This window comes from Pseudidiomarina sp. WS423 (assembly GCF_050750165.1).
Classification (GTDB): Bacteria; Pseudomonadota; Gammaproteobacteria; order Enterobacterales; family Alteromonadaceae; genus Pseudidiomarina; species Pseudidiomarina fusca.
The window spans coordinates 171748-196251 of record NZ_JBOJLN010000003.1; the positions used below are offsets into that span (position 1 = coordinate 171748).

The window sequence follows — 24504 nt, forward strand, 5'->3', positions numbered from 1 at the left end:
CATGGCAAAAGCGACTCGCACGGTACCACCTATCAGCATACGTCAGCGCACGATCATTGCTGGCCTGGTGTTGCTCTTGGTAGCTCTGCCTAGCGCAGGATGGGCCCTCAGTCATGCCTTCGAACGCTCCGTTACCGCCTCGTTTGATGCTCGCCTCACCGCTTGGCAGAACGTGCTGGTGGCTGCCTTAGAAGTGAACCCCATGGGCGAATTAGAAGTTCAAGATAAGTTAGGTGACCATCGTTTTCATGAGATTTATTCGGGGTGGTATTGGCAGATCAGCAGTGCCGAACAAACCCTCGCGCTGTCGCGATCGCTGTGGGACCAACGCTTGCAACCGAGCGTTGATGGCGTTGTGAATAACTTGATCTTGCGCCCCGGCATTGGCCCACAGCAGCAAGCCTTACGCGTGTCTGAACGAGATTATTTGCTCGCCCAGCTAGAACAGCCGATTCATGTGATGGTGGGCGGCCCTGTGGCCGAAATAGACCGCGAAGTTGCCGCCTTTAACCAAGTGTTGTGGCTTGCTTTAGCCGGCCTAGCCATCGTTTTACTGCTGTTTCTCGCCGTCCAACTGCGCTGGGTACTCGCCCCCCTCGCCAGCCTCAGCCACCAACTGCAGCGGCTCCGCCATGGAGGAACTTGCGGACCCAGCTCCGGAGCTGGGTCCGCAAGTCCCTCATCGCGGCTCGATAGCGCCGCTCTAAGCAGTGAGCTCAAACCGTTAGCTGAGGCACTTAACGACGTGCTTGAGCGCGATGAAAAGCTGCTTGAACATAGCCGTGCCGCAGCTGCGAATTTAGCCCATAGCCTCAAAACGCCGTTGGCTGTGATGCAAAGCCAACTAGCCGAACTACCGCCGCAGCTTGCTGCTGAATTCACTCGAGAAATCCATCGTATGGACCAAGTGGTACAGCACCATTTAGCGCGCGCAGCCGCAGTAGGTACTCACCAGCTCGCGGCTCATGCGAATCTGCAAGCAGCGCTACAGCCGATCCTCGCAGCCATCGCCAGCATGGCCAAACAGCGCCAACGCAAGTTCAGTTACAGCCAGCTTGACCAGCCGCAGCTAGCCGCCATCGCCGTACCCGTAGCAGCACCGGATTTACAAGAAATTGTCGGCAACCTGTTAGAAAATGCCTTGAAATATTCGCAGCAGCAACTGAGTTTCAGCGCCACGGCTGATGCCACGGCAGCACCGCCAACGCTGCTGCTACAAATCGATGATGATGGCCCGGGCATGACCGACGAACAGTGCCAGCAAGCTTTAGCAAGAGGCAAACGTCATGACATGTCGGTGCAGGGCAGTGGAATTGGCTTAACGGTAGCGGCCGAGCTGGCGCATTTGTATGGCGTAGAAATGCAGTTGGGACCTAGCCACCTCGGTGGCCTACGAGTACAGTTGCGTTTCAACTTATAACTGAGCTTAAACTTAAAACTGCGGCCGTCGTGCTGACGACCGCAACCGGCAGAGAACATCAAACCCAATTAAAAATGATAGCTGAAACCGACTTGCGCCAAAGCACTGTCGGAATTAACAAAGGTGTAGCCGAGCTCCACCGCCCAGCGTTGATTCACATAGTAGCGCCCAAGCAAACGCAAATTTTGGTCTCCGGCGCCGAGATCCACATGGCCAAAGCGCGCATCAAGCTCTAACTGCTGATTCACCCGATGTCGCACGCCAACATTGAGTTCGTAGCCAGACTCGGTCACCGCCCCGATAGCATCGGCTTGGTCACCCCAATCAATCCGCCCCTGAATAAAGCCAAAGCCGCCATAAATCACGGTGTTCTGACGGTAACTGTGGGCGTATCCCAAGCCCGCATTAAGGGTCGTCATCGAGGCGTCATCCAGACTCTCGCGGTCCGCATTCAGGTAGCCAAACCAAGCATCGGTCAACATAAAAGATGCGCCCACAATAGCGCCGTTGGCCCAGTCATCGCCCCATTTACCACTAGCAAAACCGGCACTCACAAAATCAAACGAGGGAGCAGGCGGCGGCGCCGGTCGATAACCGTAACTACGCGCTTGCGCAGTGCCGCTGGCCAGCCCTTGCAAAGCCAAAGCCAGCGCTCCAACCACCAAAACTCGTCCTAAACCATGCATAGATAACATCCTTATTTTAATGATAAAAAGTGCAGGTGTAAGTGACTAACTCGCCATAATGTCCGCTAAACTGCGCCGGTAATTGGCGTAAACCACCTACAACCGTAAGCGCCCCAGTACCGTAAATTCAGCCGCAACAAGCAGCCAATCACTCAGCTTCACCCACCATCAAACAATTTCTATCAGCAACCGCATCCCGCCACTGCCGTGCTTTTTGCACTCAGCCGTGAATTACCGACCAGCTATTTTACCACCTCCTCTTGAAAGACTTGCGGACCCAGCTCCGGAGCTGGGTCCGCAAGTTCCTCCCGCACTAGCCGCGCCAGCGGCGTTCATGTATAATCCGCGCGACTAAAATTTTGACCCTTTAACTTTTAAACTTGATTGGAGAAAATCATGGCTTTAGAGCGCACTTTATCAATTATCAAGCCAGACGCTGTTGGCAAAAACGTCATCGGCGCTATCTACAACCGTTTCGAAACTGCTGGTTTCCGTATCGTTGCAGCTAAAATGATGCACCTGAGCACTGAGCAAGCAGAAGGCTTCTACGCTGAACACAAAGAGCGTCCTTTCTTCCGCGCGTTGGTAGACTTCATGACCTCTGGCCCAATCATGGTGCAAGTACTTGAAGGCGACAACGCGGTTAAACGTCACCGCGATATCATGGGTGCTACCAACCCAGCTGACGCACTGGCAGGTACCTTGCGCGCAGACTATGCTGTATCTATCGACGAGAACGCAGTACACGGTTCTGACGCAGTAGAATCAGCAGCACGTGAAATCGCGTACTTCTTCAGCGACGAAGAAATCTGCGCTCGTACTCGTTAATAGTAAGAGCGTTAACTGTTGTTCGTACGCTTCGCTGTTCGTCCGCGCTTTGCGCTGTTCGCGAATAGCGTAGCGGACGAACAGTGAACGCAGTGAACGTACGAACCACGAATTACGAATACCCAATATCGCACTAAGGTTTTAATTAAATGAATGCAGTTGATAAAAAAGTGAATTTGCTCGATTTGAACCGCGCCGCAATGCGTGAGTTCTTTCAAGAATTGGGCGAAAAACCATTTCGCGCTGATCAGGTGATGAAGTGGTTGTATCATTTCTGCATCGATGATTTTGACCAAATGACTAACCTTAACAAGGCGTTGCGCGAAAAACTTAAGCAAGTTGCTGAGGTGCGTGCCCCGGAAGTGCGGCTGCAGCAGCAGTCCGCCGATGGCACCATTAAGTTCGCGATGACCTTGTTTGATGGCCAAGACGTGGAGACGGTTTGGATCCCAGATCGTGACCGCGCCACTTTGTGCGTGAGTTCGCAGGTAGGTTGTGCGCTGGAATGTACCTTCTGCTCAACGGCTCAGCAAGGGTTCAACCGGAACTTGCGCGTGGCCGAAATCATTGGCCAGGTGTGGCGGGTGAACAAACTGCTAGGTGCCTTTGGCGATACCGGCGTGAAAGCCGTGACGAACGTAGTGATGATGGGCATGGGCGAGCCTTTGCTCAACCTGACCAATGTGGTGCCAGCCATGGATCTGATGCTCGACGACAACGCTTTTGGTTTGTCCAAACGTCGCGTCACTCTAAGCACCTCTGGCGTGGTGCCGGCTTTATATAAGCTCAAAGAACAAATCGACGTGGCTCTTGCGATCTCTTTGCATGCGCCCAACGATGAGCTACGTAACGAAATCGTACCCATCAATAAAAAGTACAATATTCAAGAGTTTTTAAAAGCTAGCCGCGATTACATCGAAGGCTCTAAAGCCAATAAAAACATCACCATCGAATACGTAATGCTGGATCATATCAACGATTCGATGGAACAGGCCGCGGAACTTGCCGAGTTATTGAAAGATACCCCGAGCAAGATCAACCTGATCCCATTTAACCCATTCCCGGGCTCTGATTACGGGCGCTCCAGCAACTCACGCATTGACCGTTTTGCTAAAGTGCTGATGGAAAAAGGCTACATCGTCGTCGTCCGTCGTACTCGCGGCGATGATATTGATGCCGCTTGCGGCCAGTTAGTGGGCGATGTGATTGACCGCACCAAACGGATTCTGAAGAAACAGCAAGCCCAACGCGGTGGCGATGGCATCGATGTCAAGGCGCTGTAAATAAGCCCACGACCGTGCGCTGTCGCTTGACCTGAAAGGTAATCGGGTTAAGATAGCTGTCTTTACGGGGGAATTTACATGCGCACACAGCTGTACACACTGCTTATCGCGATCGTCAGCCTGGCCTTGGCCAGTGGTTGCGTGAGTCAGCGAACCCTAGACGGCAAATCGCAGCCGGCTCAACAATTTGATGCGCAAGAAGCCGCACAAACGCGCTTGGCCCTTGGCCTGCAGTATTTGCGCAGCGGCAACTTTGAACAAGCCAAAGCCAATTTAGAGCGCGCCCTTAGCTATACCCCTGATAATCCAGATGTTTATACGGGCCTTGCGTTCTACTACCAACAGGTGCGAGATCCCCAGCAAGCCGAATCCTATTACCGCCAAGCACTCAAACTGCAACCTACCGATGGTAATAATTACAACAACCTAGGCGTGTTACTCTGTAACCAAGGGCGCTTTGCCGAAGCTGAACAGCAATTTCAGCGGGCTATCGACCAGCCTGGCTACGTTAAAGTCGCAGGAACATATGAGAACTTAGCGCGCTGTGCTAATCTAGCTGGGCAGTGGCAATTAGCCGACCAATATTATCAATTAGCGCTGAACCACAGTGGCGGCAGCGTTGCCATGTTAGAAAGCTATGCGACCTTTTTATTAGCTCAGGGCAATTACCCCAAAGCTGCCGAGGTTATCGCGCAACGCGCTGATTTTCCTCAGCTTTCAGCAAGTTATTTATGGCTAGAAGTGCAATTAGCTCACGCTCAAAGAAACCATAACAAACGCGATGAGTTTGGCGCGCTCTTGTTGTCGCGTTTTCCGCAATCGGACCAAGCGCGCAATTATCAACAACTTAATAAGTAGTGGCACCGCATGACAAATAAGCAATCGAAATCAAATAACTCCAAGCCACAAACCGACGACATCTTTGCCGACGAGCACAAGGATGCTAACGCCGACGCTAGCACCGCCGCTGGCCAAAAAGCAGCTCAAGAACGCGGCCAAGAAGCCGGGCAAGAAACCGGGCAAGAAGCCGGCCAAGAAGCCGGGCAAAAGCACAGCCAAGAAACCGGCCAAGAAACCGAGTCTCAAAGCGACAGCGAAGCAGCCTACAGCGGTGAAACCGCCGGCCAAATCCTGCGTGCCGCCCGCGAAGCCAAAGGCCTTAGCGAACAACAAGTCGCCGACAGCCTACGCTTGCGCCTAATTGTCGTCAAAACCATCGAAGCCGATGATTTTGAAAAACTCGGCACCGCCACCTACGTACGCGGCTATTTACGCTCCATCAGCAAAGCCCTCGACGTCGACTCCGCCAAAGTCTTTGCCGCATACCAAGCCCAAGGCTTTGGCGAAGCACCCGCGGCTGAGCTGAAAATGCAAAGCTTCTCGCGCCGCAAAGTCCGCGAGCGCAATGACAGCCGCCTAATGCTCATCAGCTACATCATCATCGGTCTTGTGATAGCCATGGCCGTAGCTTGGTGGTGGCAAGATTCACAAAACAACGACAGCGACGCCCAAGTTGAGCCTCGCAGCGAAGTCACCGAAACCAACAGCCCCGAAGGCAACGCCCGCCGCGCCACCACGGTCCCGCTGGACACAGGTAGCACCGCCAACGGCACCACCACTGGCAACAACACCGATGGCAGCAACAGCAGCAGCGGTGGAAACACCGAAACTAGCGGCAACGCAGGTAGCAGCACCGGCGGCACCACTGTTGGAAGCACCAGCGGAAACGCCAGCGATACTACTAGCGGCAGCAGCGGTGGAAATACCAGCGGTAGTAACAGCGACAGCAACGGCGGAAATACCAGCGATACTACTAGCGGCAACAACGGTGAAAGCACTAGCGGTAACACAGCTAGCAGTACCGGCGGAAGCACTGGCGATAGCAACAGCGATACTACTAGCGGCAACACGGGTGGTGACACAGGTGGCAACACCACTGGCACCTCTGCTGGAAACACCAGCGGTAGTAACAGCGACAGCACCAGCGGCACCACAGGTAGCAGCACAGGCACCACAGGTAGCAATACCGGCAGCTCCGGCAACACCGGTAGCACCACCGCCGGCCAAGATTCCTTAGTCTTAGAATTCAGCCAGCGCTGTTGGGTGAAAGTAACCGAAGCCGGCGGCAACGACATCGCCATCGGCGTCAAAGAACCCGGCTATCGCATGCCACTTACCGGCAATGCGCCGTTTGACTTGATTTTGTGTAAACCCGAAGCGGTCACCATAACCTATAACGATGCGCCCGTAGATCTAAGCAACTACCGCCGCAATCGTAGCGTTACCATGACCATCGAATAACCACCAACAGCGATCAGCTAGGAGCCGGCAGCCCTAATAGCCAATATCCAATAGCTAACAGCGCTCTGGTATTTAAATAGCTAACATCGCTCTTGTATTTAACTATCGACTTTGAACACAAATAGGTAACCCATGCATCACAATCCAATAAAACGTCGACCATCACGCCGTATCTACGTTGGCAACGTGCCTATTGGTGACGGCGCCCCGATTGCGGTTCAGAGCATGACCAACACCGAGACCACCGATGTGGCAGCAACGGTGAAGCAAATTCAGGCTATCGCCAATGCTGGTGCTGATTTGGTGCGGGTTAGTGTGCCCACCATGGATGCTGCTGAAGCCTTTAAGTTAATCAAGCAACAAAGCCCCATTCCACTGGTGGCAGATATCCATTTTGATTACCGCATTGCGCTCAAAGTAGCGGAGTACGGTGTCGATTGTTTGCGCATTAACCCAGGCAACATAGGGAACGAAGAGCGTATTCGAGCAGTGGTTGATGCAGCGCGCGACCGCGGCATTCCTATTCGCATTGGGGTGAATGGTGGCTCGCTGGAAAAAGAAATTCAAGAAAAATACGGTGAACCTACTCCTGCGGCTTTGGTTGAATCAGCCATGCGCCACGTGGACATTTTAGATCGGCTAAACTTTCAAGACTTTAAAGTAAGTGTGAAAGCGTCAGACGTGTTCCTAGCGGTAGAAAGTTATCGCTTATTGGCCAAGCAAATCGAGCAGCCATTACACCTGGGTATCACCGAGGCGGGCGGCTTGCGTAGTGGTTCGGTAAAGTCATCTATTGGCTTAGGCATGCTGCTCGCCGAGGGTATCGGCGATACCTTACGGATCAGCTTAGCAGCAGACCCCGTAGAAGAAGTGAAAGTGGGCTTTGATATTTTGAAGTCGCTGCGAATTCGTAGCCGAGGCATTAATTTTATTGCATGCCCGAGCTGCTCACGGCAGGAATTTGACGTGATAGCAACGGTGAACGCCCTTGAGCAACGGCTAGAAGACATTACCACGCCAATGGACGTGTCTATCATTGGCTGCGTGGTGAATGGGCCGGGCGAAGCGCTGATCTCGCACGTGGGCTTGGCCGGCGCCAAGAATAAGAGTGGTTTTTACCTTAATGGCGAACGCCAAAAAGAACGTTTAGATAACAATAACTTAGTAGACAGATTAGAGCAGCATATTCGGTCTGAAGTAGAACGCCAGCAAAAACGAGCGGCGGCCGAACAGATTCCCGTGAAGCAAGGCTAAAGCTAGGGTATACTAGGCGCCATTTTTTATCTGTTTACGACGAAAGCGAAAGAATAACCGTGGCTAAAAACATACAAGCAATTCGGGGCATGAACGACATTTTGCCCAGCCAATCGCCTGCTTGGCAGTACGTAGAAGGCGTATTGCGACAAGTGGCGGCGCAGTATTCGTATCAAGAGATTCGTATGCCGGTACTCGAAAGTACCGACCTGTTTAAGCGCTCAATTGGCGAAGTTACCGATATCGTAGAAAAAGAAATGTACACCTTCGATGACCGCAACGGCGATAGCCTGACGTTACGGCCAGAAGGCACGGCCAGCTGTGTCCGTGCGGGTAACGAACATGGTTTGCTCTACAACCAAACCCAGCGCCTGTGGTACTTAGGCCCTATGTTCCGGCATGAGCGTCCGCAAAAAGGCCGTTATCGCCAGTTCCACCAGTTTGGTATTGAAGCGTTTGGCATGGAAGGCCCAGACATTGATGCTGAAATCATCTTGTTGTCGGCCCGTCTGTGGCAACTGTTTGGCATTGCTGACCAGGTAGAGCTGCAACTTAATTCATTAGCCTCCAACGAAGCACGTGCTCGCTACCGCGACGCCTTGCGCGAATTTTTGCGCGCTCACGAAGAGCACCTCGACGAAGATTCTAAGCGTCGCTTGGACACCAACGTGTTGCGGGTACTGGATTCTAAATCACCAGAAACCCAAGCTATTTTGGCCAACGCGCCAAGCTTATCCGAGTACTGGGATGACGAATCGCGCGCGCACTTTGACGGTTTATGCCAGCGCTTAGATGCTGCCGGCATTAACTACAGCTTGAACGAGCGCCTAGTACGTGGGCTGGATTACTACAACCGCACCGTGTTTGAGTGGGTCACCACCGAACTTGGCGCGCAAGGCACCGTGTGTGCCGGCGGTCGCTACGATGGCTTAGTTGAACAGCTTGGTGGTAAAGCAACCCCAGCTGTGGGCTTTGCGATGGGCATGGAGCGCTTGGTGCTATTGCTGGAATCGCAAGGTAAGATCCCACCAGCTGCCAGCATTGATGTGTACGTGATGGGCGCCACCGAAGCTGGGGAACTTAACGCCCCAGCCGTTGCCGAAACCATTCGTAACCTGCAGCCGCAACTGATGGTACAACTGCACAGCGGCGCGCAGAACATGAAGAAGAAGTTAGCCAAAGCGGACAAATCTGGAGCAACCTTTGCGCTAGTAGTACGCGATAACGATTATGAATTAAAGCATTTGCGTAACCGTGATGCCGAGCCGGTCACCGCCGCCGCCATCCCGGAGTTATTGGGTGAAATGCAAAAGAGCTACCAACGAGGTTAAACATGGAAACTGAAGAACAACAAGTCGAACAAATCAAACAGTTTTGGAAAGATCACGGTAAAGGCATCGTTGCTGGCTTAGTGATTGGTTTTGCACTGTTTTACGGATGGCGCTATTACGATGCGCAAACCATCGCCAAGCAAGAGCAGCAATCGAGCGACTATGCTCAAATCGTTGCTAAGCTTACCGCCGAAGATGAGCAAGCCTCGGTAGCGGCACAAGAATTTATGAGCGCCAACAGCGGCAGCGCCTACGCCCATTTGGCGGCGTTAGAGCTAGCTGGTGCCGCAGCTAAACAAGGCGATTTAGCTACCGCAGTAAGCGCGTTGCAAAGCGTGCGCGACCAAGCCAAAGGTGCCTTGAAGGCGGTTGCTGATATCCGTCAGGCGCGCTTATTGTTCGCCCAAGAGCAATATGACGCAGCTTTAGCGGCCGTGCAAGCCGCAGAAACTATGGAAGGTTTTCAGGCCATCGCAGCTGAAATTAAAGGGGATGTGTTGCAAGCCAAAGGCGATTTAGCCGGCGCGCGTGCAGCCTATCAAGCAGCAGTAGCGGCTAATCCGAACAGCTTGGCTGATTTAAAACTTAAAAGCATTCCGGCGGCATCATGAAATTAGCAGTAACAGCAAAACTCACCGCAGTAGCCTTGGCTGGTTTAGTGCTAGCAGGGTGCTCGATATTTGACGACGAAGAACCTACCTATAAGTTCTTGCAGCCGTTTGATCAGCAAGTGCAGCCACGGGTAGTGTGGGACGAGTCGGTAGGCAGTGGCGTGGGCGAGTACTTCTCGCACCTAAACCCAGTGACCGATGCTGAACGTATTTTTGCCGCCGACCGCGAAGGCGTCGTAGCCGCATTAAACAAAGCTAACGGCCAAACCATTTGGCAAGTAAACCTGCTGGATATGTTAGGTTTAGAAAGCGGTGGTTTTTGGAGCAGCGGCGAACCAGTTCGAATCAGCGGCGGCTTAACCTTTGCCGAAGGGCGCTTGTACCTAGCCAGTGAGAATGGCGATGTGGTGGTGCTAAATGCCGATAACGGCGAGCTGATTTGGCATGCCCAAGTACAAAGCGAAATCTTAGCCGATCCAGCCGTGGGCGACGGTTTGGTGGTTGTCAAAGGCGCTACCGGTGAAGTGATTGCGCTTGATGCAGAAACCGGCGAGCAAGTGTGGGACATGGTCACTGAATCGCCAGCCTTAAGTCTTCGTGGCACGGCGGCACCAGTTATGACCGCAGGCGGGGTGTTTGTTGGCACCGCAACCGGTAAGTTGATGGTGATTATCGCTGAAAACGGCCAACCGGCCTGGGAAGCGCGCTTAGCGGTACCTAAAGGCAATACCGAATTACAGCGCATGGTGGATTTAGACTCGGCCGCAGTGGTATCGGGTGGGTTGGCGTATAACGTAGCCTATAACGGCCAATTAGCAGCCATCGAATTGCGTACCGGCCGTACCGTATGGACGCGCGAATACTCGTCGTTTCAAAACCTGATCATGGCGGGTGGCCGGTTATTCTTAACTGACCATGAAGACACCGTCAGCTCGGTGAACACTGATGGCGGCGTAGAGATCTGGTCGAACACCGATTATACCGGCCGTGGCTTAACCGCACCGGTGCGCTTTGGCAATTACATTGTGGTGGGTGACAGCTTAGGTTACCTGCACTTTTTAGATATCTTAAGCGGTGACACCGTGGGCCGCTTAGAAGTAGGCGAAGGCGTTTATGTGGCGCCGGTAGCCGATGGCGATACCTTGTATTTACAATTACGCGACGGCACGTTACTCGCGGTAAGGATTTAAACCTATATGTTACCCGTAGTGGCCCTGGTCGGGCGCCCCAATGTGGGCAAATCAACCCTGTTTAATCGTTTAACCCGCACGCGCGATGCGCTAGTGGCGGACTTTCCTGGGCTAACGCGTGATCGCAAATACGGCCAGGCGAACTACGACGGGTACCAATTTATTGTGGTGGACACCGCGGGTGTGCACGGCGACGAAGAAGGCATCGATGCGGAGATGGCGGCGCAATCCTTGCGGGCCATCGACGAAGCCGACGTGGTGCTATTTATGGTGGATGCTCGTGATGGTATCACAGCCGCCGATATGGGCATTGCCGCACACTTGCGTCGCATTGGCAAACAGGCCTACGTGGTTGCTAATAAAATCGATGGTATCGACGCTAACGCGGCGCGGGCGGATTTCTACGAGCTAGGCCTAGGCGAAGTGCACGGCATTGCTGCGGCTCATGGCCGCGGCGTAGAAGCCTTGCTACAAGGCTGCTTTGACCCGTTATTAGAAGCTTACCCCGAGGTGAAAATTCCGGTTGCTGCCAGTGGCGAAGCGGTAGATATCGACGCTGAAGGTAATCTAGTTGATGCCGAAGGCGCCGTGGTTGAGCCCGACGAAGACGGCAATATTTATGACCCGGAAGGCAACATCGTAGATGCCGACGGCCATATTATTGACCATGAAGGCAATATCATCGGCCAGCTGGGTACTCGTGATCACGACGAAATCGATTACGACGCACTGCCGCTAAAACTTGCCATTGTCGGTCGGCCTAACGTGGGTAAATCGACCCTAACCAACCGTATTCTTGGTGAAGAACGGGTGGTGGTGTATGACATGCCAGGCACCACACGCGATTCGGTGTATATTCCGATGGAGCGCGATGGTCGCCAATACATTTTGATTGATACCGCCGGTGTACGTCGCCGTGGCCGCATTGATGAAACCGTAGAAAAATTCTCGGTCATCAAAACCCTGCAAGCCATCGAAGACGCCAACGTGGTGATTGCGGTGATGGATGCGCGCGAAACCGTTTCAGATCAAGACCTGAACCTGATTGGCTTTGCCTTAAATGCCGGTCGTTCGATCGTGATTGCGGTGAACAAATGGGATGGCCTCTCGAACGATCAGCGCGAAGAAATCAAACGCGAGCTAGACCGTCGTTTAGGCTTTGTTGATTTTGCGCGAGTGCATTTTATCTCAGCACTGCATGGCAGCGGCGTCGGCAACTTGTTTGAGTCGGTACTAGAAGCTTACGCCTCGGCGTCAGCGCGCGTAGGTACAGCAAAACTTACCCGTATTCTAGAAGCCGCTGTCGATGACCATCAGCCGCCGTTGGTGAGCGGACGTCGGGTGAAACTCAAGTACGCCCACGCCGGTGGATACAACCCACCGCGTATAATCGTACACGGCAACCAAGTGGATCACCTGCCTAACTCGTACAAGCGTTATCTGATGAACTACTTCCGCAAGAGCTTAGCGGTGATGGGTACCCCCATCAAGGTGGAGTTTAAAGAGTCGGTAAACCCGTTTGCCGGCCGCAAGAATAAACTCACCATGACCCAAATGCGCAAACGTAAGCGCTTGATGAAGTTTATTAAAAAGAGAAAGTAGGTGTAGCCTATGGTGCGCATCGACAAATGGTTATGGGCAGCGCGGTTTTACAAAACCCGCTCGCTAGCACGCCAAATGGTGCAATCCGGTAAAGTATCGGTAGATGGCCAGAAGTGTAAGCCAGCCAAAATGGTCAACGTGGGGCAGCTGATCAAAGCTCCGCGCGGCCATGATCTATTTGAAGTTGAAGTGTTAGGTCTGAGCGAAAACCGCCTCAGCGCTCCGCTGGCCCAAGAGCTTTACCGAGAAACCCCAGCCAGCATCGAGCGGCGCGAAAAAGAAGCCGAGCTGCGCAAAATGAATGCGCTTTATAATCCGCACCCCGACCACAAACCCGACAAAAAAGAACGCCGCCAATTGCTGAAGTTCAAACAGCAATAACAGCGGCGTTGTTATGTTCGGCGGCACTTAGCCCACTAAATCGGCTTCACTAAACACATATTGTGCGTTGCAATATTCGCAGGTCATCACGATTTCGCCATCTTGCGTTAAAATCTCATGCAGCTCGCTTGGCTCTACCGTGGCTAACGCCTCTAGCGTACGCTCACGCGAACAACCACACTCAAAACTAACCGGCATTGGCGGATACACTTCTACTTGTTCTTCATGATACAAGCGGTGCAGCACTTCAGTGCCAGGCAAACTGTAGAGTTCGGCAGCGGTCATGGTGGCAGTAAGATGTTGCAAGTGCTCAAACCCAGTCAAATCTTTGCCAGCCGCCGGCATCACCTGCAATAGCATCCCCGCTGCATGCTCGCCATCGGCGTGCAACCACAAGCGCGTGTTTAACTGCTCGGATTGCATAAAATAGTTTTCAATAATTTTTGCAATGCTATCGCCATCACCGCTCACTACTCCTTGATAGCGCTCGCCCTCAAGTGGGGTTAGGGTAATTACCATCACCGCTTTGCCCAACAACTCACGCAGCCCGGTCTGCTCATCGCTGATGGCTTCACGCACGCGGGCGATACCGCGTAGTTGCTGATGATGCGAACCATTCACCGCCAAAAAGTTAATCGGGCCATCGCCTTGCAGCTGCAACGCAATATGGCCTTCAAACTTCAAGGTCGCCGTTAACAGCGAGGTGGCCGCCATCAATTCGCCTAACAGGCGTTGTACTGGCGCCGCATAATCATGTCCTTGTAGCATCCGCTGGTAGCTACTGGTAAGCTGCACTAATTCGCCGCGCACATCTTGGTCAATAAAGGTGTAGCGTAACAGCTGATCGGTTGGGTAATTCATAGGTTCATCCACAACAGTAATATTAATGTAAGAAGTTGTAGGCATTATACCAGATTCCGCAATTTTGATCTGTTCACTTGGCGCAGAGCAAGCTAGAATGACCTAACCATGCAGATGTCACAAAATTATAACGAAAGCGCATTAATCATCCATGCAGATACAGAATAATCAAGCCGTTGCCCTGTTGCAGCGTTACGGCAACAGCCTTATTACCGCCGTATGTGCCGTCGTTGCCGTGTGGTTTGCCGCCCAGCTCACCTGGCAGCTGATCACACCTCGCGCGGAGGTGCCAACCGGCCCGATTCGCCAGCCAGCCAGTGCCAATAGCAACGTTGCGCCAAGCATCAGTGGCCTCGTGCGGCTGCAATTATTTGGCAGCGCTGAGGTGAAACAACAGCAACAAGTGGCCGCTCAGAACGCTCCCAAAACCACCTTGAATGTACGCTTGTTGGGGGTGTCGGCATCTTCCAACCCAGCCCGTTCGGCCGCCATCATTGAACGTACCGGTAAACAAGAAGTCTATGTGGTGGGCGAAAAACTATCGGGCACGCAGGTGGGTATTCACGAAATTTACGCCGACCGCGTGATCCTAGATAACAACGGTCGCTTAGAAACCTTAGAGCTAGAAGGCATAGGTGAGTTAAGCGAAGGCTTATCGCTGACCATGGCGAACATGCAGCGTAACAATAATCAAGCCGGCGCCAACGTTGCGGCCGGGCCCGTTGCCGGTGGCTTACCGCCTACGGCAACCGACCGCGGCGTGCCCGCTACCGACCCAGGCCCACAGCTTGAAGGCGCCGCCCAAGCCAAAGCGCAAGCCTTGCTTACTTTTATTCGGATAGCGCCGGTGCGCGAAGGTAGCGGCTTAAAAGGCTATCGCCTATCGCCCGGAGCCAACCCCGCGCTGTTTAACCAAGCCGGGTTTAAAAGCGGCGATTTAGCCGTGGCCATCAATGGCCAAGATTTAACCAATATCGCCACCGCCATCAAACTAACTAATGAGTTGGCGACCATGACCGCTGCCACTGTCACCGTGGTGCGCGGCACTGAATACATCGACTTGCGATTAGATATCAATGATTTACCGCAAGGTGAAGAGTAATGAAAGGAACCCGTATGCGTAAAACCTCACTTTCGGTCGCTATCGCCTTGGGCCTCGCGCTCGGCGCTGCCTACACCGCTCCTGAGCAAGCCTTCGCGCAAGCTGCACGGCAGGCTCAAGATAAACCGGTGGAATATACGGCCAGCTTTAAAAACACCGAAATCACTGAGTTTATTCAGGTGGTGGGCCGTAACCTCGGCAAAACCATCATCATCGATCCTGACGTGCGCGGCCGCATTGATGTGCGTAGCTACGATGTGATGACCGAATCGCAATACTGGCAGTTCTTTTTAAATATCTTAGAAGTGCACGGCTTTGCAACGGTCACCATGGAGTCTGGGGTGATTAAAGTGATGCGCGACAAAGACGCACGCAACGGTGCCATTCCGGTAGTTGACGATAACTCGTTAGGTGGCGATACCTTGATCACCCGTGTGGTGCCGGTGCAAAACGTGGCCGTACGAGAGCTAGCGCCATTATTGCGGTTGCTCAATGACCAAGCCGGCGGCGGCAACGTGGTCAACTACGATTCGTCGAACGTACTGATCATTACTGGCCGCAGCGAGACTGTGCAGCGTATTGTGGAGATTGTTGAGCGCGTCGACCGCGCCGGTAACCAAGACGTTGAAGTGATTAAACTCGAGTACGCGTCGGCCTCAGAGGTGGTGCGGATTGCCTCGGCTTTGTTTGAAAAAGCCAACGATGGTTCGCCTGCATTGTTGATTCCTAAAATCGTTGCCGACGAACGTACCAACAGCGTGGTGGTTAGTGGTGAGCCGCGCGCCCGCGAGCGGGTAGTCAAACTCATCAACCAGCTCGATCAAGATTTGAAAACCGAAGGTAACACCCGCGTCTATTACCTGAAATATGCTAAGGCACCAGATTTAGTAGAGGTCCTGCAAGGCGTTAGCCAAAGCTTACAAGCAGAAAAAGCCGCCTCGGGTGGTGGCACAGTGCCGGCAGCCGCCGCGCGCCGCACCGGTGGCAGCAGCGCCGAAATCAGTATCAGCGCTCACGAAGCCAGCAACTCGTTGGTCATTACCGCTGCGCCTGATTTGCTGACTAGCCTAGAAAGCGTGATTCGGCAGTTGGATATTCGCCGCGCCCAAGTGCATGTAGAAGCCATTATCGTAGAAATCATGGAAGGCGATGGTATCGATTTAGGCCTGCAATGGATTAGCGAAGACGGCGGCATGGTGCAGTACAACAACGGTCGGCAAGCGCCTATCGGTCAGCTCGCTTTGGGTGCTTACATGGCGCGCGAGCGTGAAGGAACCACCACCACCCAGATAGACAATGCCGGCAACCCGTTAACCACCAGTCAGCCGGATACTCCCGGCGATGCCTCGTTGTTAGCGCAGGTGTTAGGTAACGTGAACGGCATGATGGTTGGCGTATTGCGTAACGATTGGGGCGCCATCATTCAAGCGGTGAGCAGCAATACCAACTCGAACATCTTGGCCACGCCCAGCATCATGACCTTGGATAACGAAGAAGCCTCGTTTTTGGTGGGCCAATCGGTACCTACTATTACCGGCTCAACCACCGGCTCTAATAACGACAATCCGTTTCAGACAGTAGAGCGTGAAGACGTAGGTATTAAGCTTAAAGTCACCCCACAAATCAACGAAGGTAACGCCGTACAATTGGTGATTGAGCAGGAAGTGTCCAGCATCAGTGGGGCTACCAGCGTCGATATCATTGTCAACAAACGTGAGCTGAGCACCGTGGTGATGGCCGAAGACGGCGAAACCATCGTGCTGGGCGGCCTGATTGACGAAGACGTGCAAGAGTCCGTCTCCAAAGTGCCATTGCTCGGCGATATTCCTTGGTTGGGCAACCTCTTTAAGAGCACCTCAACCACCCGTCAAAAACGTAACCTGATGGTATTTTTACGGCCCCGCATTGTGCGCGATAGTGGCGTAGCAAGCCAGATCTCTAGCCGTAAATACAACTTTATTCGGGCCCAGCAATTGCAGCGCGACGAAGAGGGCATCGCCTTGATGCCACTCACCTCACAGCCGCGCTTGCCAGAGTACAATAATGAGCTGATCTTGCCACCGAACTGGGAGCAGGGTTTGGAGGAGGGGGTCAGCCCCACCTCTGGAGCCAGGTCCGGAGCTGGGTCCGCAAGTTCCTCCACAGAAGGTAACAACAATGACTGATATCGCTGATGTTGCCGCGCAAGTGGCACCGAAGCGGTTGCCGTTTGCGTTTGCGAAGCGTCACGGAGTGATAGTGGCCATGCCGGCGTCCGCGCCTGACAATACTGATGTAACTGCCGACGAATCCACCGAGGTCACGAGTAAGCCGGTGGTGCATGCGCGCCAGGGCGTTAGCCCCCACACCTTGCTTGAAGTACGGCGGGTGCTCGGGCGTAGCTTTGCCATTGAGTATCACCCTAACGACGAGTTTGAGGCCATCCTCACCCAAGCCTATCAGCGCGATTCGTCTGAAGCGAAACAGCTGATGGAAGACATAGGTAACGAAAGCAACCTGTTCTCGTTAGCCGATGAGCTACCGCAAACCGAAGATTTATTAGAAAGCGAAGACGATGCGCCCATCATCAAGCTTATCAACGCCATGTTGTCTGAGGCGATCAAAGAAGGCGCTTCAGATATCCATATCGAAACCTTTGAAAAAGAACTGTTGGTGCGCTTTCGGATAGACGGCGTACTGCGCGAAATCATTCGTCCCAATCGCAAGTTAAGCTCGCTGTTGGTGTCACGCATCAAGGTCATGGCGCAGCTGGATATCGCAGAAAAGCGGGTGCCACAAGATGGCCGTATTAGCTTGCTGATTGCCGGCCGTGCCGTAGATGTGCGGGTATCCACCATGCCATCTAACCATGGTGAGCGGGTGGTACTGCGCTTGCTCGACAAAAACAATGCGCGTTTGAACCTCGAACAACTGGGCATGACCGAAGCCAACCGCAAGGTCTTTTCGCAGTTGATCAACAAACCACACGGCATCATTTTGGTGACCGGGCCCACCGGCTCGGGTAAATCCACCACCTTGTACGCCGGCTTGATGGAAATTAACTCGCGCGACCGTAATATTTTGACCGTTGAAGACCCGATTGAATATTCCATCGAAGGCATCGGCCAAATGCAGGTAAACGCCAAAGTCGACATGACCTTTGCCCGTGGCTTGCGCGCTATCTTGCGGCAAGACCCAGACGTGGTGATGGTGGGTGAGATCCGCGACGTAGAAACCGCGCAAATTGGCGTACAGGCCTCGTTAACCGGGCACTTGGTACTCTCTACGTTGCACACCAACACCGCCGCCGGCGCCATTTCGCGGCTAGAAGACATGGGCGTGGAGCCCTTCTTGCTGTCGTCGTCGTTACTGACGGTACTGGCGCAGCGCTTGGTACGTACCCTGTGCGACGATTGCAAAGAAGCCTACGACGCCAGCCCAGACGAACTAGCCTACGTGGCTGATGCCTTTGAGATTAAAAAGAAAAAAGGCGCAACCTTGTACCGTGCCGTGGGCTGCGACAAGTGTAATCACACCGGCTATCGCGGCCGTACCGGTATCCATGAGCTGTTAGTGGTGGACGAGAAAGTCCGTGAACTTATCCACAGCGGACATGGTGAACAAGCTATCGAAAAATATGCCCGCAAACACGCTCCCAGCATCCGCGATGACGGCTTAGCTAAGGTGCTGCAAGGCCGCACCACTTTAGAAGAAGTGTTGCGGGTAACGCGCGAGGAGTAAGGCGTGGCAGCATATGCATTTCAGGCACTGAATGCCAGTGGCCGAAAAACCAAAGGCGTCATCGAAGCCGATACCGAGCGTCAAGTGCGCTCGCAACTGCGCGAACAAGGACTGATCCCGGTCAGTGTTGAGCTCGCCGAGCAAGGGCGCAGCCGCAGCCGTGGAGAAACTGTCAGCCCCAGCTCTGGAGCTCGCTCCGCAGCCGGGTCCGGAGCTGGGTCTGCAAGTCCCTCGCTATTAACCAGGTTGCAGACGCGTGGGGTGAGTGCCGGCGATTTGGCGCTGATCACGCGCCAGTTAGCGACCTTAGTGGGGGCGGCGTTACCTATCGAGCAAGCCTTGTTTGCGGTGTCTGAGCAAACCGACAAAGCCCGCCTGCAAAAACTCTTGATGGCAGTGCGCTCCAAAGTGGTTGAGGGTTATTCGCTGGCCGAAGCCATGGCCGAATATCCGCATGTGTTTGATAAGTTATTCACCTCAATGGTGGCCGCTGGCGAGCGCTCGGGCCATCTTGGCGAGGTGCTTAATCGCCTAGCTGATTACACTGAGCAACGCAACCGCCTCAAAGGGCAGTTGGTGCAAGCGCTGGTTTATCCCGCCATCATGACCTTAGTGGCGATAGGCGTGGTTATCTTCTTATTGGTGAGCGTGGTGCCGCAAATCGTGGAACAATTCAGCGACCTAGACCAAGCCTTGCCAGCTACCACCCGGTTCTTGCTGGCGGCCAGCGAATTCTTACAAGCCTATGGGCTGATCGCCTTGATTATGATCTTGCTCGGGTTAGCAGTGGGCGGACAATTGCTGCGCAAACCTGAACGGCGCGATAAATTTGATGCGTTTGTATTGAAAGTGCCGTTAGTGGGGCGGGTGATCAAGGCCGTGAATACCGCACGTTTTGCCCGCACCCTTAGTATCTTAGCGGCGTCGGCGGTGCCTTTGTTAGATGCGCTGAAAATTACTGGCAAGGTGATGACCAACCGCGCTATGCAAATCGCCATCGACGAAGCCTGTGACCGCGTACGCGAGGGCAGTAGCTTGCGCGCCGCCTTGGCGCAGAGCAAACTGTTTCCGCCGATGATGCTGCACATGATTGCGGCCGGTGAAAAATCCGGTGAACTCGAGCAATTGCTCGGGCGGGCTGCGGATAACCAAGACCGTGATTTTGAGACCACCATGAACGTTGCGCTAAAAATATTTGAGCCAGCACTGATCGTTGGTATGGCCGGCGTGGTCTTATTAATTGTACTAGCTATTATTCAGCCGATTTTGGCGCTTAATCAAAGCGTCGGCTTGTAATTATTCTTGTTATTAGAGGTGAATCCGATGAAAAAACAAACAGGTTTTAGTCTTATCGAAGTGATGGTGGTTATCGCCATCTTGGGTCTTTTAGCCTCGTTGATTTTGCCCAACGTGTTAGGTGCCGGTGAACAGGCCAACCGCCAAAAAGCCAAAACCGATATTATCTCGCTCGAGAATGCCTTAGCGCAGTATCGCCTAGATAACGGTTTGTTTCCTACCACTGAGCAAGGCTTAGAGGCTTTAGTGAACGAGCCAACCAGCGAGCCAGCGCCGCGTAACTATCGCCGTGGTGGCTACATTAAACGCCTACCGAAAGACCCGTACGGCAGCGATTATCTCTTACTTAGCCCAGGCGAGAATGGCGATATCGATATTTTTTCAGCCGGCGAAGATCGTCAACCTGGTACCGATGACGATATCGGCAACTGGAACCTTGATCAGTAGCGGATACCAGTAACTGATGGGAATGCAGCGCCGCCGCGGTTTTACCTTAATTGAAGTGATGGTCACTTTGGCGGTTATTGCCATGTTGGCCCTTACCGTCAGCTTTGTGGTGCCCGATCGGCGTGATACCAGTGTCGAAGACCAAGCGCGGATGCTGTATCAAAGGTTAAATTACGCCCGCGACTATGCGCTGGTGCGTCATGCCATTTTAGGCCTACGTATTGATGACGGCATCAGCTATCGCTTTGTGCAGTACCGCGATGGCATTTGGCAGAACATCAACGAACGTGGGTTACGTCCGCATCAGTTAGATCAACAGCTTTCGATGCAAATTAGTAGTACCGAGCTTGCCCTACTTGAGCAAGAAGACATAGATTTAGTGGATATTTTTGGAGTTGAAGATGACGCTTTCGCCAGTTCATCTACTAGTACTGCTAGTGGGGATCGTAATTCCAGCAATGGCAGTGCTCGGGGCAATGTATTACAGTCGGGTGACGATGAAGCGGGCCGAGGCGCGCGAGCAAGCCGCAAAAGCGAGCCAATGCCGCAACTGATGATTTTTGGCAGTGGCGAGATGCAGCCCTTTGAGCTAGTGCTGCAGGATGATTTTGCGCTGCGCGCCGGTACCGCATGGCGCATTCACAGCAGCGATGGCCTAGCGCTAAGCCTCGAGCGAGTACGTGATGACTAGGTTAGCACGCGGCTTCACCTTGGTGGAGGTAATGATTGCCTTGAGCATCTTTGCGCTCGCAGCAACGGCAGCGGTGATGGCCTCTAGTCAGCATCTGAGCAACCTCAGTTACATGCAAGAAAAAACTATGGCGCGCTTAGCCGCGTCTAATGCGTTAGCGCGCATGACTCTAACTTATCCACCGGAGAATGGTGACAGCGGCAGTGAGCTGATCGCTGACCAGTATTGGCCGTGGCGCGCCAGTGTCAGCAAAACCGCCACTGCTGGCGTCTATCAAGTAGTGGTGAGTGTGTACGAGCCGCGCCAAGAAAGCTCTGTGATTAGTGGCCCGTCTGCAGATGCCCGCGAGTTGCATCAGTTAGCACGCTTTTTAGGCCCCCAATCTGCCACCGATCAACGCTCGGTGAATAGTAACGAGTGGGACGACTGATGCGCCGCGCTGGTTTTACCTTAGTTGAAGTGCTGGTTACCGTTGCCATTATGGCGGTAATCGGGCTAGCCAGCGCTGCCGTGGTGAACGCTATGATGCGCACCAGCGAGCAAAGCGAACAAGCCATTGCCCAATTAGAACAACTGCAATACACCATGCTGCTGATTGAGCAAGATATCCGCCACATAGTACCGCGCCAAACCAGCACCGATTTCTATCTCTTAGCCGAAGAAAACCTGTTAGCTTTTGTCCGCAGCGGTTGGTTTAACCCCGCTGGCATCTTTCCGCGCAGCGAATTGCAGCCGGTTGTCTACAGCATTGAAGAGGATACCTTGTGGCGGCAATCAGCGATTTTTGTGGATGTAGCCGATGGCGAAGACTCCTTTACCAAACGGCCGATGATGGAAGGCGTCACTGCGCTAGAAGTCGAGTTCTTAGGCTACAGCAAAGAACTCAATGACCAGGCCAACGAGTTTGGTAGTAGCCGCAATATTCAAAGCCAACGAGCCAGCGGCGAATTACCGCCAGCACTGCTGCTGCGCGTGCACACCAACAGCTGGGGCGTGATCGAACGGGTGTTGTTACTGACGCCAATGAGCGAAGCAGAAGAAACTCAGCGCCGCGAGGCCGAGCAGCAGCAACAACCAGGTGACGGCAATGGTTAGGGCAGTTAGGGCGCAGCTTCCTTCACGCCAGCGCGGAGTAGCGCTGTTAATGGTGCTATTAGTAGTCGCCTTAGTGAGCGTGTTGGCTATTAGCTTAAGTGGGCGCTTACAAACCAGCGTTCTACGCACCGGCAATTTACAACAAGCAGAGCAAGCTTATTGGTACAGCTTAAGCGCCGAAGAAGTGGTACGAGAATTATTACAACGCGAATTAGCCGATAGCGAAGGCATCGCCAGCCAAGACCAAGTGTGGTATCAGCAAAGCCAAAACGGCGTGGCCTTTCCCGTGGTGGGAGGCAGCATTGCCGGGCGCATTAAAGATTTACACAGCTGCTTTAACCTGAATTCTTTACGCATGGTTACTAGTAATGATAATAACAACCCCGGCGGCATAGACGGCAGCGCGCTAGATGAAGCCACCAAAATGCGCTTAGTACGGCGTAAAGCGCAACTGCGCATGTTGCTGATGTCGATAGACGACAGTATGGAAGCCTACGCGGTGGATGTGATTGTGGATTCACTGGCCGATTGGTTAGATCCTGATGATGACATAGGTACCGGTGGTAGCGGTACCTATGGCGCCGAAACCAGTGACTATCAGAGTCAGCAGTTTCCGCACAATGCCGGTAATACATGGCTGAACCATATCAGTGAATTTAGATTAGTGCGCGGGGTAACCGCACCGCTGTACCACAAAATCAAGCCGTACGTATGCGTTATCCCACGGGATAACAGCTTGAAGATTAATCTTAATACGGTATCGTCAGAGCAAGCGAACTTGCTGCATGCCGTGAGCTTAGGCGCGCTCAGCCTTGAAGATGCGAAAAGCTTTATTAATAATCGTCCGCAAGCCGGCTATGAATCGGTGGAAGACGCTAAGGGCAATGGCGTACTGAATAACGCCGCCCAAGGGCAAATTCGGCCAAACCTTGGTGGCGGACCACGCGACCCCAGTGTAACCAACGAGAAGTTGGGTGGGGCGCTGGAAGATTTTGATGTAAAAAGCAAATATTTTGAGGTCCATAGCCGCATTAGGGTCGGCGACCTTGAAATCGATGCGCATAGCCAGTTATTAATTACCAACGAGCAGACCCAAGTACTGTATCGCGGGTTAGGAGAGCCGTAATGGAACAGCTATTTATTCGCCTTAGCGCTAACGCCCCCAGTGCCGAGCCTCTGCTGGGCGCGCAGTGGTTATGCTGGAACGCCAGCCAGAGCGAGCTGATTGCCAGCGGCGAAATCAGCCACAACGACCAGCTAAGCCAATTAACCGAACAAGGCCGCAACCGCCGCGTGATTGCCTATGTGCCCAGCACTGAAGTGCTGCAAACGCAAGTAGAGCTGCCGGCTTCGGCCATGCGCATGCTGGCGCAGGTTATCCCCAACACCTTAGAAGACGAACTAGCTCAGGATATCGCTGATCTGCATTTTTGCTGGCCAAGCCTAGCGCGCAAGCACCAAGGACCGATACCGGTAAACGTGGTTGCTCACGACAAAATGGAGCAATGGTTGGCGGCGTTTGAGGCACAGGGTTTAAGCGTCGATGCCATGTACGCCGATAGCTTTATGCTGCCGGTGGCAGCAACGCCCGAAGCCATCATCACCACCTGTATTATCGAAGGGCCACTCGGCAAAGAGCAGCTGGTGCGCACCGGGCCATACAGCGGTTTTAGTGCCGAGCCTGCCATCGCGCAGATGTTGCTTGACCAGCTAGTAGGCGAGCAACAAGCCACGTTGATTGATCCAACAGCCAACCTTGAGCACCCGCTCTCATTGATGGCACTGACCTGCAATAACCAACTGAACGATACTGATGCCAGCACTGATGCCAGTGCTGATCAAAAGAAAGCCAGCGTACGTTTTCAGCGCCAAATCGCTCCGATAAACCTCCGTCAACACAGCTACAAGCCGGTACGCAAAAAGAGCAGCGGCGGCAGTTTTAAATACAAATCAGCCGCCATCGCCGCCGGCATTTTGGTGGTGCTAGGTTATACCAGCCAAGTGATTGAATACGTGCAATTAGGGCAGCAATCCACCGCCTTGCAACAAGCCATTGAAGACACTTATAAAGGCGTGTTCCCGAACGAAACCCGTATCGTTAATGTACGCAGCCAGCTGAATCAACACCTCAGTGGTATCGGTAGTCAAGGCGCAAGTGAGTCACCACTTACTTTGCTGCAAGCACTCGAGCCCGCCTTTAACGCACAGCAAGACATTAAACTAGAGTTGGTGCGCTACGACGCCAACACCTTGCGCTTGCAAGTACGTGCCGGAAGCTTTGACAGCCTCGAAAACTTTAGAAAAGTAGCCAACCAAGGCGGCCAGGTAAGCGTAGAGCAGGGGCCAACCAGTAACCAAGATGGCGCAATCAACGGCAACCTCACCATCAAACGTGCAGGCTAAGA

At 53.3% G+C, this 24504-nt stretch carries 23 protein-coding genes; 21 read left to right on the forward strand and 2 right to left on the reverse strand.

The features are described from left to right. The first annotated feature begins 1 nt into the window (after position 1). Entirely contained in the window at positions 2–1420 is a 1419-nt protein-coding gene (locus tag ACQ661_RS05100; protein WP_431667802.1) for an ATP-binding protein, read from the forward strand. Between the two features lie 68 nt (positions 1421–1488). On the opposite strand, the gene ACQ661_RS05105 is transcribed toward ACQ661_RS05100, so the two are convergent. Next, positions 1489–2106: a hypothetical protein gene (locus tag ACQ661_RS05105; protein ID WP_431667803.1), complete on the reverse strand. Its 618-nt coding sequence runs from the start codon at positions 2104–2106 to the stop codon at positions 1489–1491. A gap of 396 nt (positions 2107–2502) precedes the next feature. On the opposite strand from ACQ661_RS05105, the gene ndk reads away from it, so the two are divergent. From ndk to ACQ661_RS05155, 10 genes are all read left to right on the forward strand, one after another. Then, positions 2503–2934 (forward strand): nucleoside-diphosphate kinase, encoded by a 432-nt coding sequence (ndk, locus tag ACQ661_RS05110; RefSeq protein WP_153826856.1) that lies wholly within the window; start codon positions 2503–2505, stop codon positions 2932–2934. 149 nt (positions 2935–3083) lie between these two features. Next, a complete protein-coding gene (locus ACQ661_RS05115) occupies positions 3084–4217 on the forward strand; it encodes a bifunctional tRNA (adenosine(37)-C2)-methyltransferase TrmG/ribosomal RNA large subunit methyltransferase RlmN (RefSeq protein WP_431667805.1) in 1134 nt (377 codons plus the stop codon). 78 nt (positions 4218–4295) lie between these two features. Then, the gene (gene pilW / locus ACQ661_RS05120; RefSeq protein WP_431667806.1) at positions 4296–5075 is read left to right on the forward strand and encodes a type IV pilus biogenesis/stability protein PilW; all 780 of its coding nucleotides are present in this window, start codon (positions 4296–4298) and stop codon (positions 5073–5075) included. 9 nt (positions 5076–5084) lie between these two features. After that, complete coding sequence (locus ACQ661_RS05125; RefSeq protein WP_431667807.1) at positions 5085–6518, forward strand: RodZ domain-containing protein; 1434 nt, start codon at positions 5085–5087, stop codon at positions 6516–6518. Between the two features lie 132 nt (positions 6519–6650). Then, a complete protein-coding gene (gene ispG, locus ACQ661_RS05130) occupies positions 6651–7772 on the forward strand; it encodes a flavodoxin-dependent (E)-4-hydroxy-3-methylbut-2-enyl-diphosphate synthase (RefSeq protein WP_110076514.1) in 1122 nt (373 codons plus the stop codon). 59 nt (positions 7773–7831) lie between these two features. Further along, positions 7832–9103, forward strand: coding sequence for a histidine--tRNA ligase (gene hisS / locus ACQ661_RS05135; RefSeq protein ID WP_431667808.1), 1272 nt, complete (start codon positions 7832–7834; stop codon positions 9101–9103). A gap of 2 nt (positions 9104–9105) precedes the next feature. Next, a complete protein-coding gene (locus tag ACQ661_RS05140) occupies positions 9106–9714 on the forward strand; it encodes a YfgM family protein (protein ID WP_431667809.1) in 609 nt (202 codons plus the stop codon). After that, entirely contained in the window at positions 9711–10904 is a 1194-nt protein-coding gene (gene bamB, locus ACQ661_RS05145; protein ID WP_431667811.1) for an outer membrane protein assembly factor BamB, read from the forward strand. The genes ACQ661_RS05140 and bamB overlap by 4 nt, the downstream gene beginning before the upstream one ends. Positions 10905–10910: 6 nt before the next feature. Continuing rightward, positions 10911–12506 (forward strand): ribosome biogenesis GTPase Der, encoded by a 1596-nt coding sequence (der, locus tag ACQ661_RS05150; protein ID WP_431667812.1) that lies wholly within the window; start codon positions 10911–10913, stop codon positions 12504–12506. A 9-nt stretch (positions 12507–12515) separates the two neighbouring features. After that, a complete protein-coding gene (locus ACQ661_RS05155) occupies positions 12516–12887 on the forward strand; it encodes an RNA-binding S4 domain-containing protein (protein WP_110076519.1) in 372 nt (123 codons plus the stop codon). Between the two features lie 27 nt (positions 12888–12914). Here the strand turns inward: ACQ661_RS05155 and hslO are convergent, their stop codons facing one another. Next, entirely contained in the window at positions 12915–13748 is an 834-nt protein-coding gene (gene hslO / locus ACQ661_RS05160) for an Hsp33 family molecular chaperone HslO (RefSeq protein ID WP_431667813.1), read from the reverse strand. Between the two features lie 151 nt (positions 13749–13899). Here hslO and gspC point away from each other — a divergent pair, with 151 nt between their 5' ends. From gspC to gspL, 10 genes are read left to right on the forward strand one after another with little or no spacing between them, the layout of a single operon-like run. Continuing rightward, positions 13900–14850 carry a type II secretion system protein GspC gene (gspC, locus tag ACQ661_RS05165; RefSeq protein ID WP_153826848.1) on the forward strand — a complete coding sequence of 317 codons (951 nt, stop codon included), beginning with the start codon at positions 13900–13902 and terminating at the stop codon, positions 14848–14850. Next, on the forward strand, positions 14850–17015 hold the full coding sequence (gene gspD, locus ACQ661_RS05170) for a type II secretion system secretin GspD (RefSeq protein WP_431667814.1): 2166 nt from the start codon (positions 14850–14852) through the stop codon (positions 17013–17015). Before gspC ends, gspD begins: the two co-directional genes overlap by 1 nt. Continuing rightward, the gene (gene gspE / locus ACQ661_RS05175; RefSeq protein WP_431667815.1) at positions 17008–18570 is read left to right on the forward strand and encodes a type II secretion system ATPase GspE; all 1563 of its coding nucleotides are present in this window, start codon (positions 17008–17010) and stop codon (positions 18568–18570) included. The genes gspD and gspE overlap by 8 nt, the downstream gene beginning before the upstream one ends. Before the next feature lie 3 nt (positions 18571–18573). Continuing rightward, the gene (gspF, locus tag ACQ661_RS05180) at positions 18574–19866 is read left to right on the forward strand and encodes a type II secretion system inner membrane protein GspF (protein WP_431667816.1); all 1293 of its coding nucleotides are present in this window, start codon (positions 18574–18576) and stop codon (positions 19864–19866) included. A gap of 18 nt (positions 19867–19884) precedes the next feature. Further along, entirely contained in the window at positions 19885–20313 is a 429-nt protein-coding gene (gspG, locus tag ACQ661_RS05185; protein WP_369744175.1) for a type II secretion system major pseudopilin GspG, read from the forward strand. Between the two features lie 16 nt (positions 20314–20329). Next, on the forward strand, positions 20330–21004 hold the full coding sequence (locus tag ACQ661_RS05190) for a pilus assembly FimT family protein (RefSeq protein ID WP_110076525.1): 675 nt from the start codon (positions 20330–20332) through the stop codon (positions 21002–21004). After that, on the forward strand, positions 20997–21434 hold the full coding sequence (gene gspI, locus ACQ661_RS05195) for a type II secretion system minor pseudopilin GspI (protein WP_110076526.1): 438 nt from the start codon (positions 20997–20999) through the stop codon (positions 21432–21434). Before ACQ661_RS05190 ends, gspI begins: the two co-directional genes overlap by 8 nt. After that, positions 21422–22099 (forward strand): type II secretion system minor pseudopilin GspJ, encoded by a 678-nt coding sequence (gene gspJ, locus ACQ661_RS05200; RefSeq protein WP_431667817.1) that lies wholly within the window; start codon positions 21422–21424, stop codon positions 22097–22099. Before gspI ends, gspJ begins: the two co-directional genes overlap by 13 nt. Further along, complete coding sequence (gspK, locus tag ACQ661_RS05205; protein WP_431667818.1) at positions 22092–23225, forward strand: type II secretion system minor pseudopilin GspK; 1134 nt, start codon at positions 22092–22094, stop codon at positions 23223–23225. The genes gspJ and gspK overlap by 8 nt, the downstream gene beginning before the upstream one ends. Further along, entirely contained in the window at positions 23225–24502 is a 1278-nt protein-coding gene (gene gspL / locus ACQ661_RS05210; protein WP_431667819.1) for a type II secretion system protein GspL, read from the forward strand. The genes gspK and gspL overlap by 1 nt, the downstream gene beginning before the upstream one ends. Positions 24503–24504: the final 2 nt, after the last annotated feature.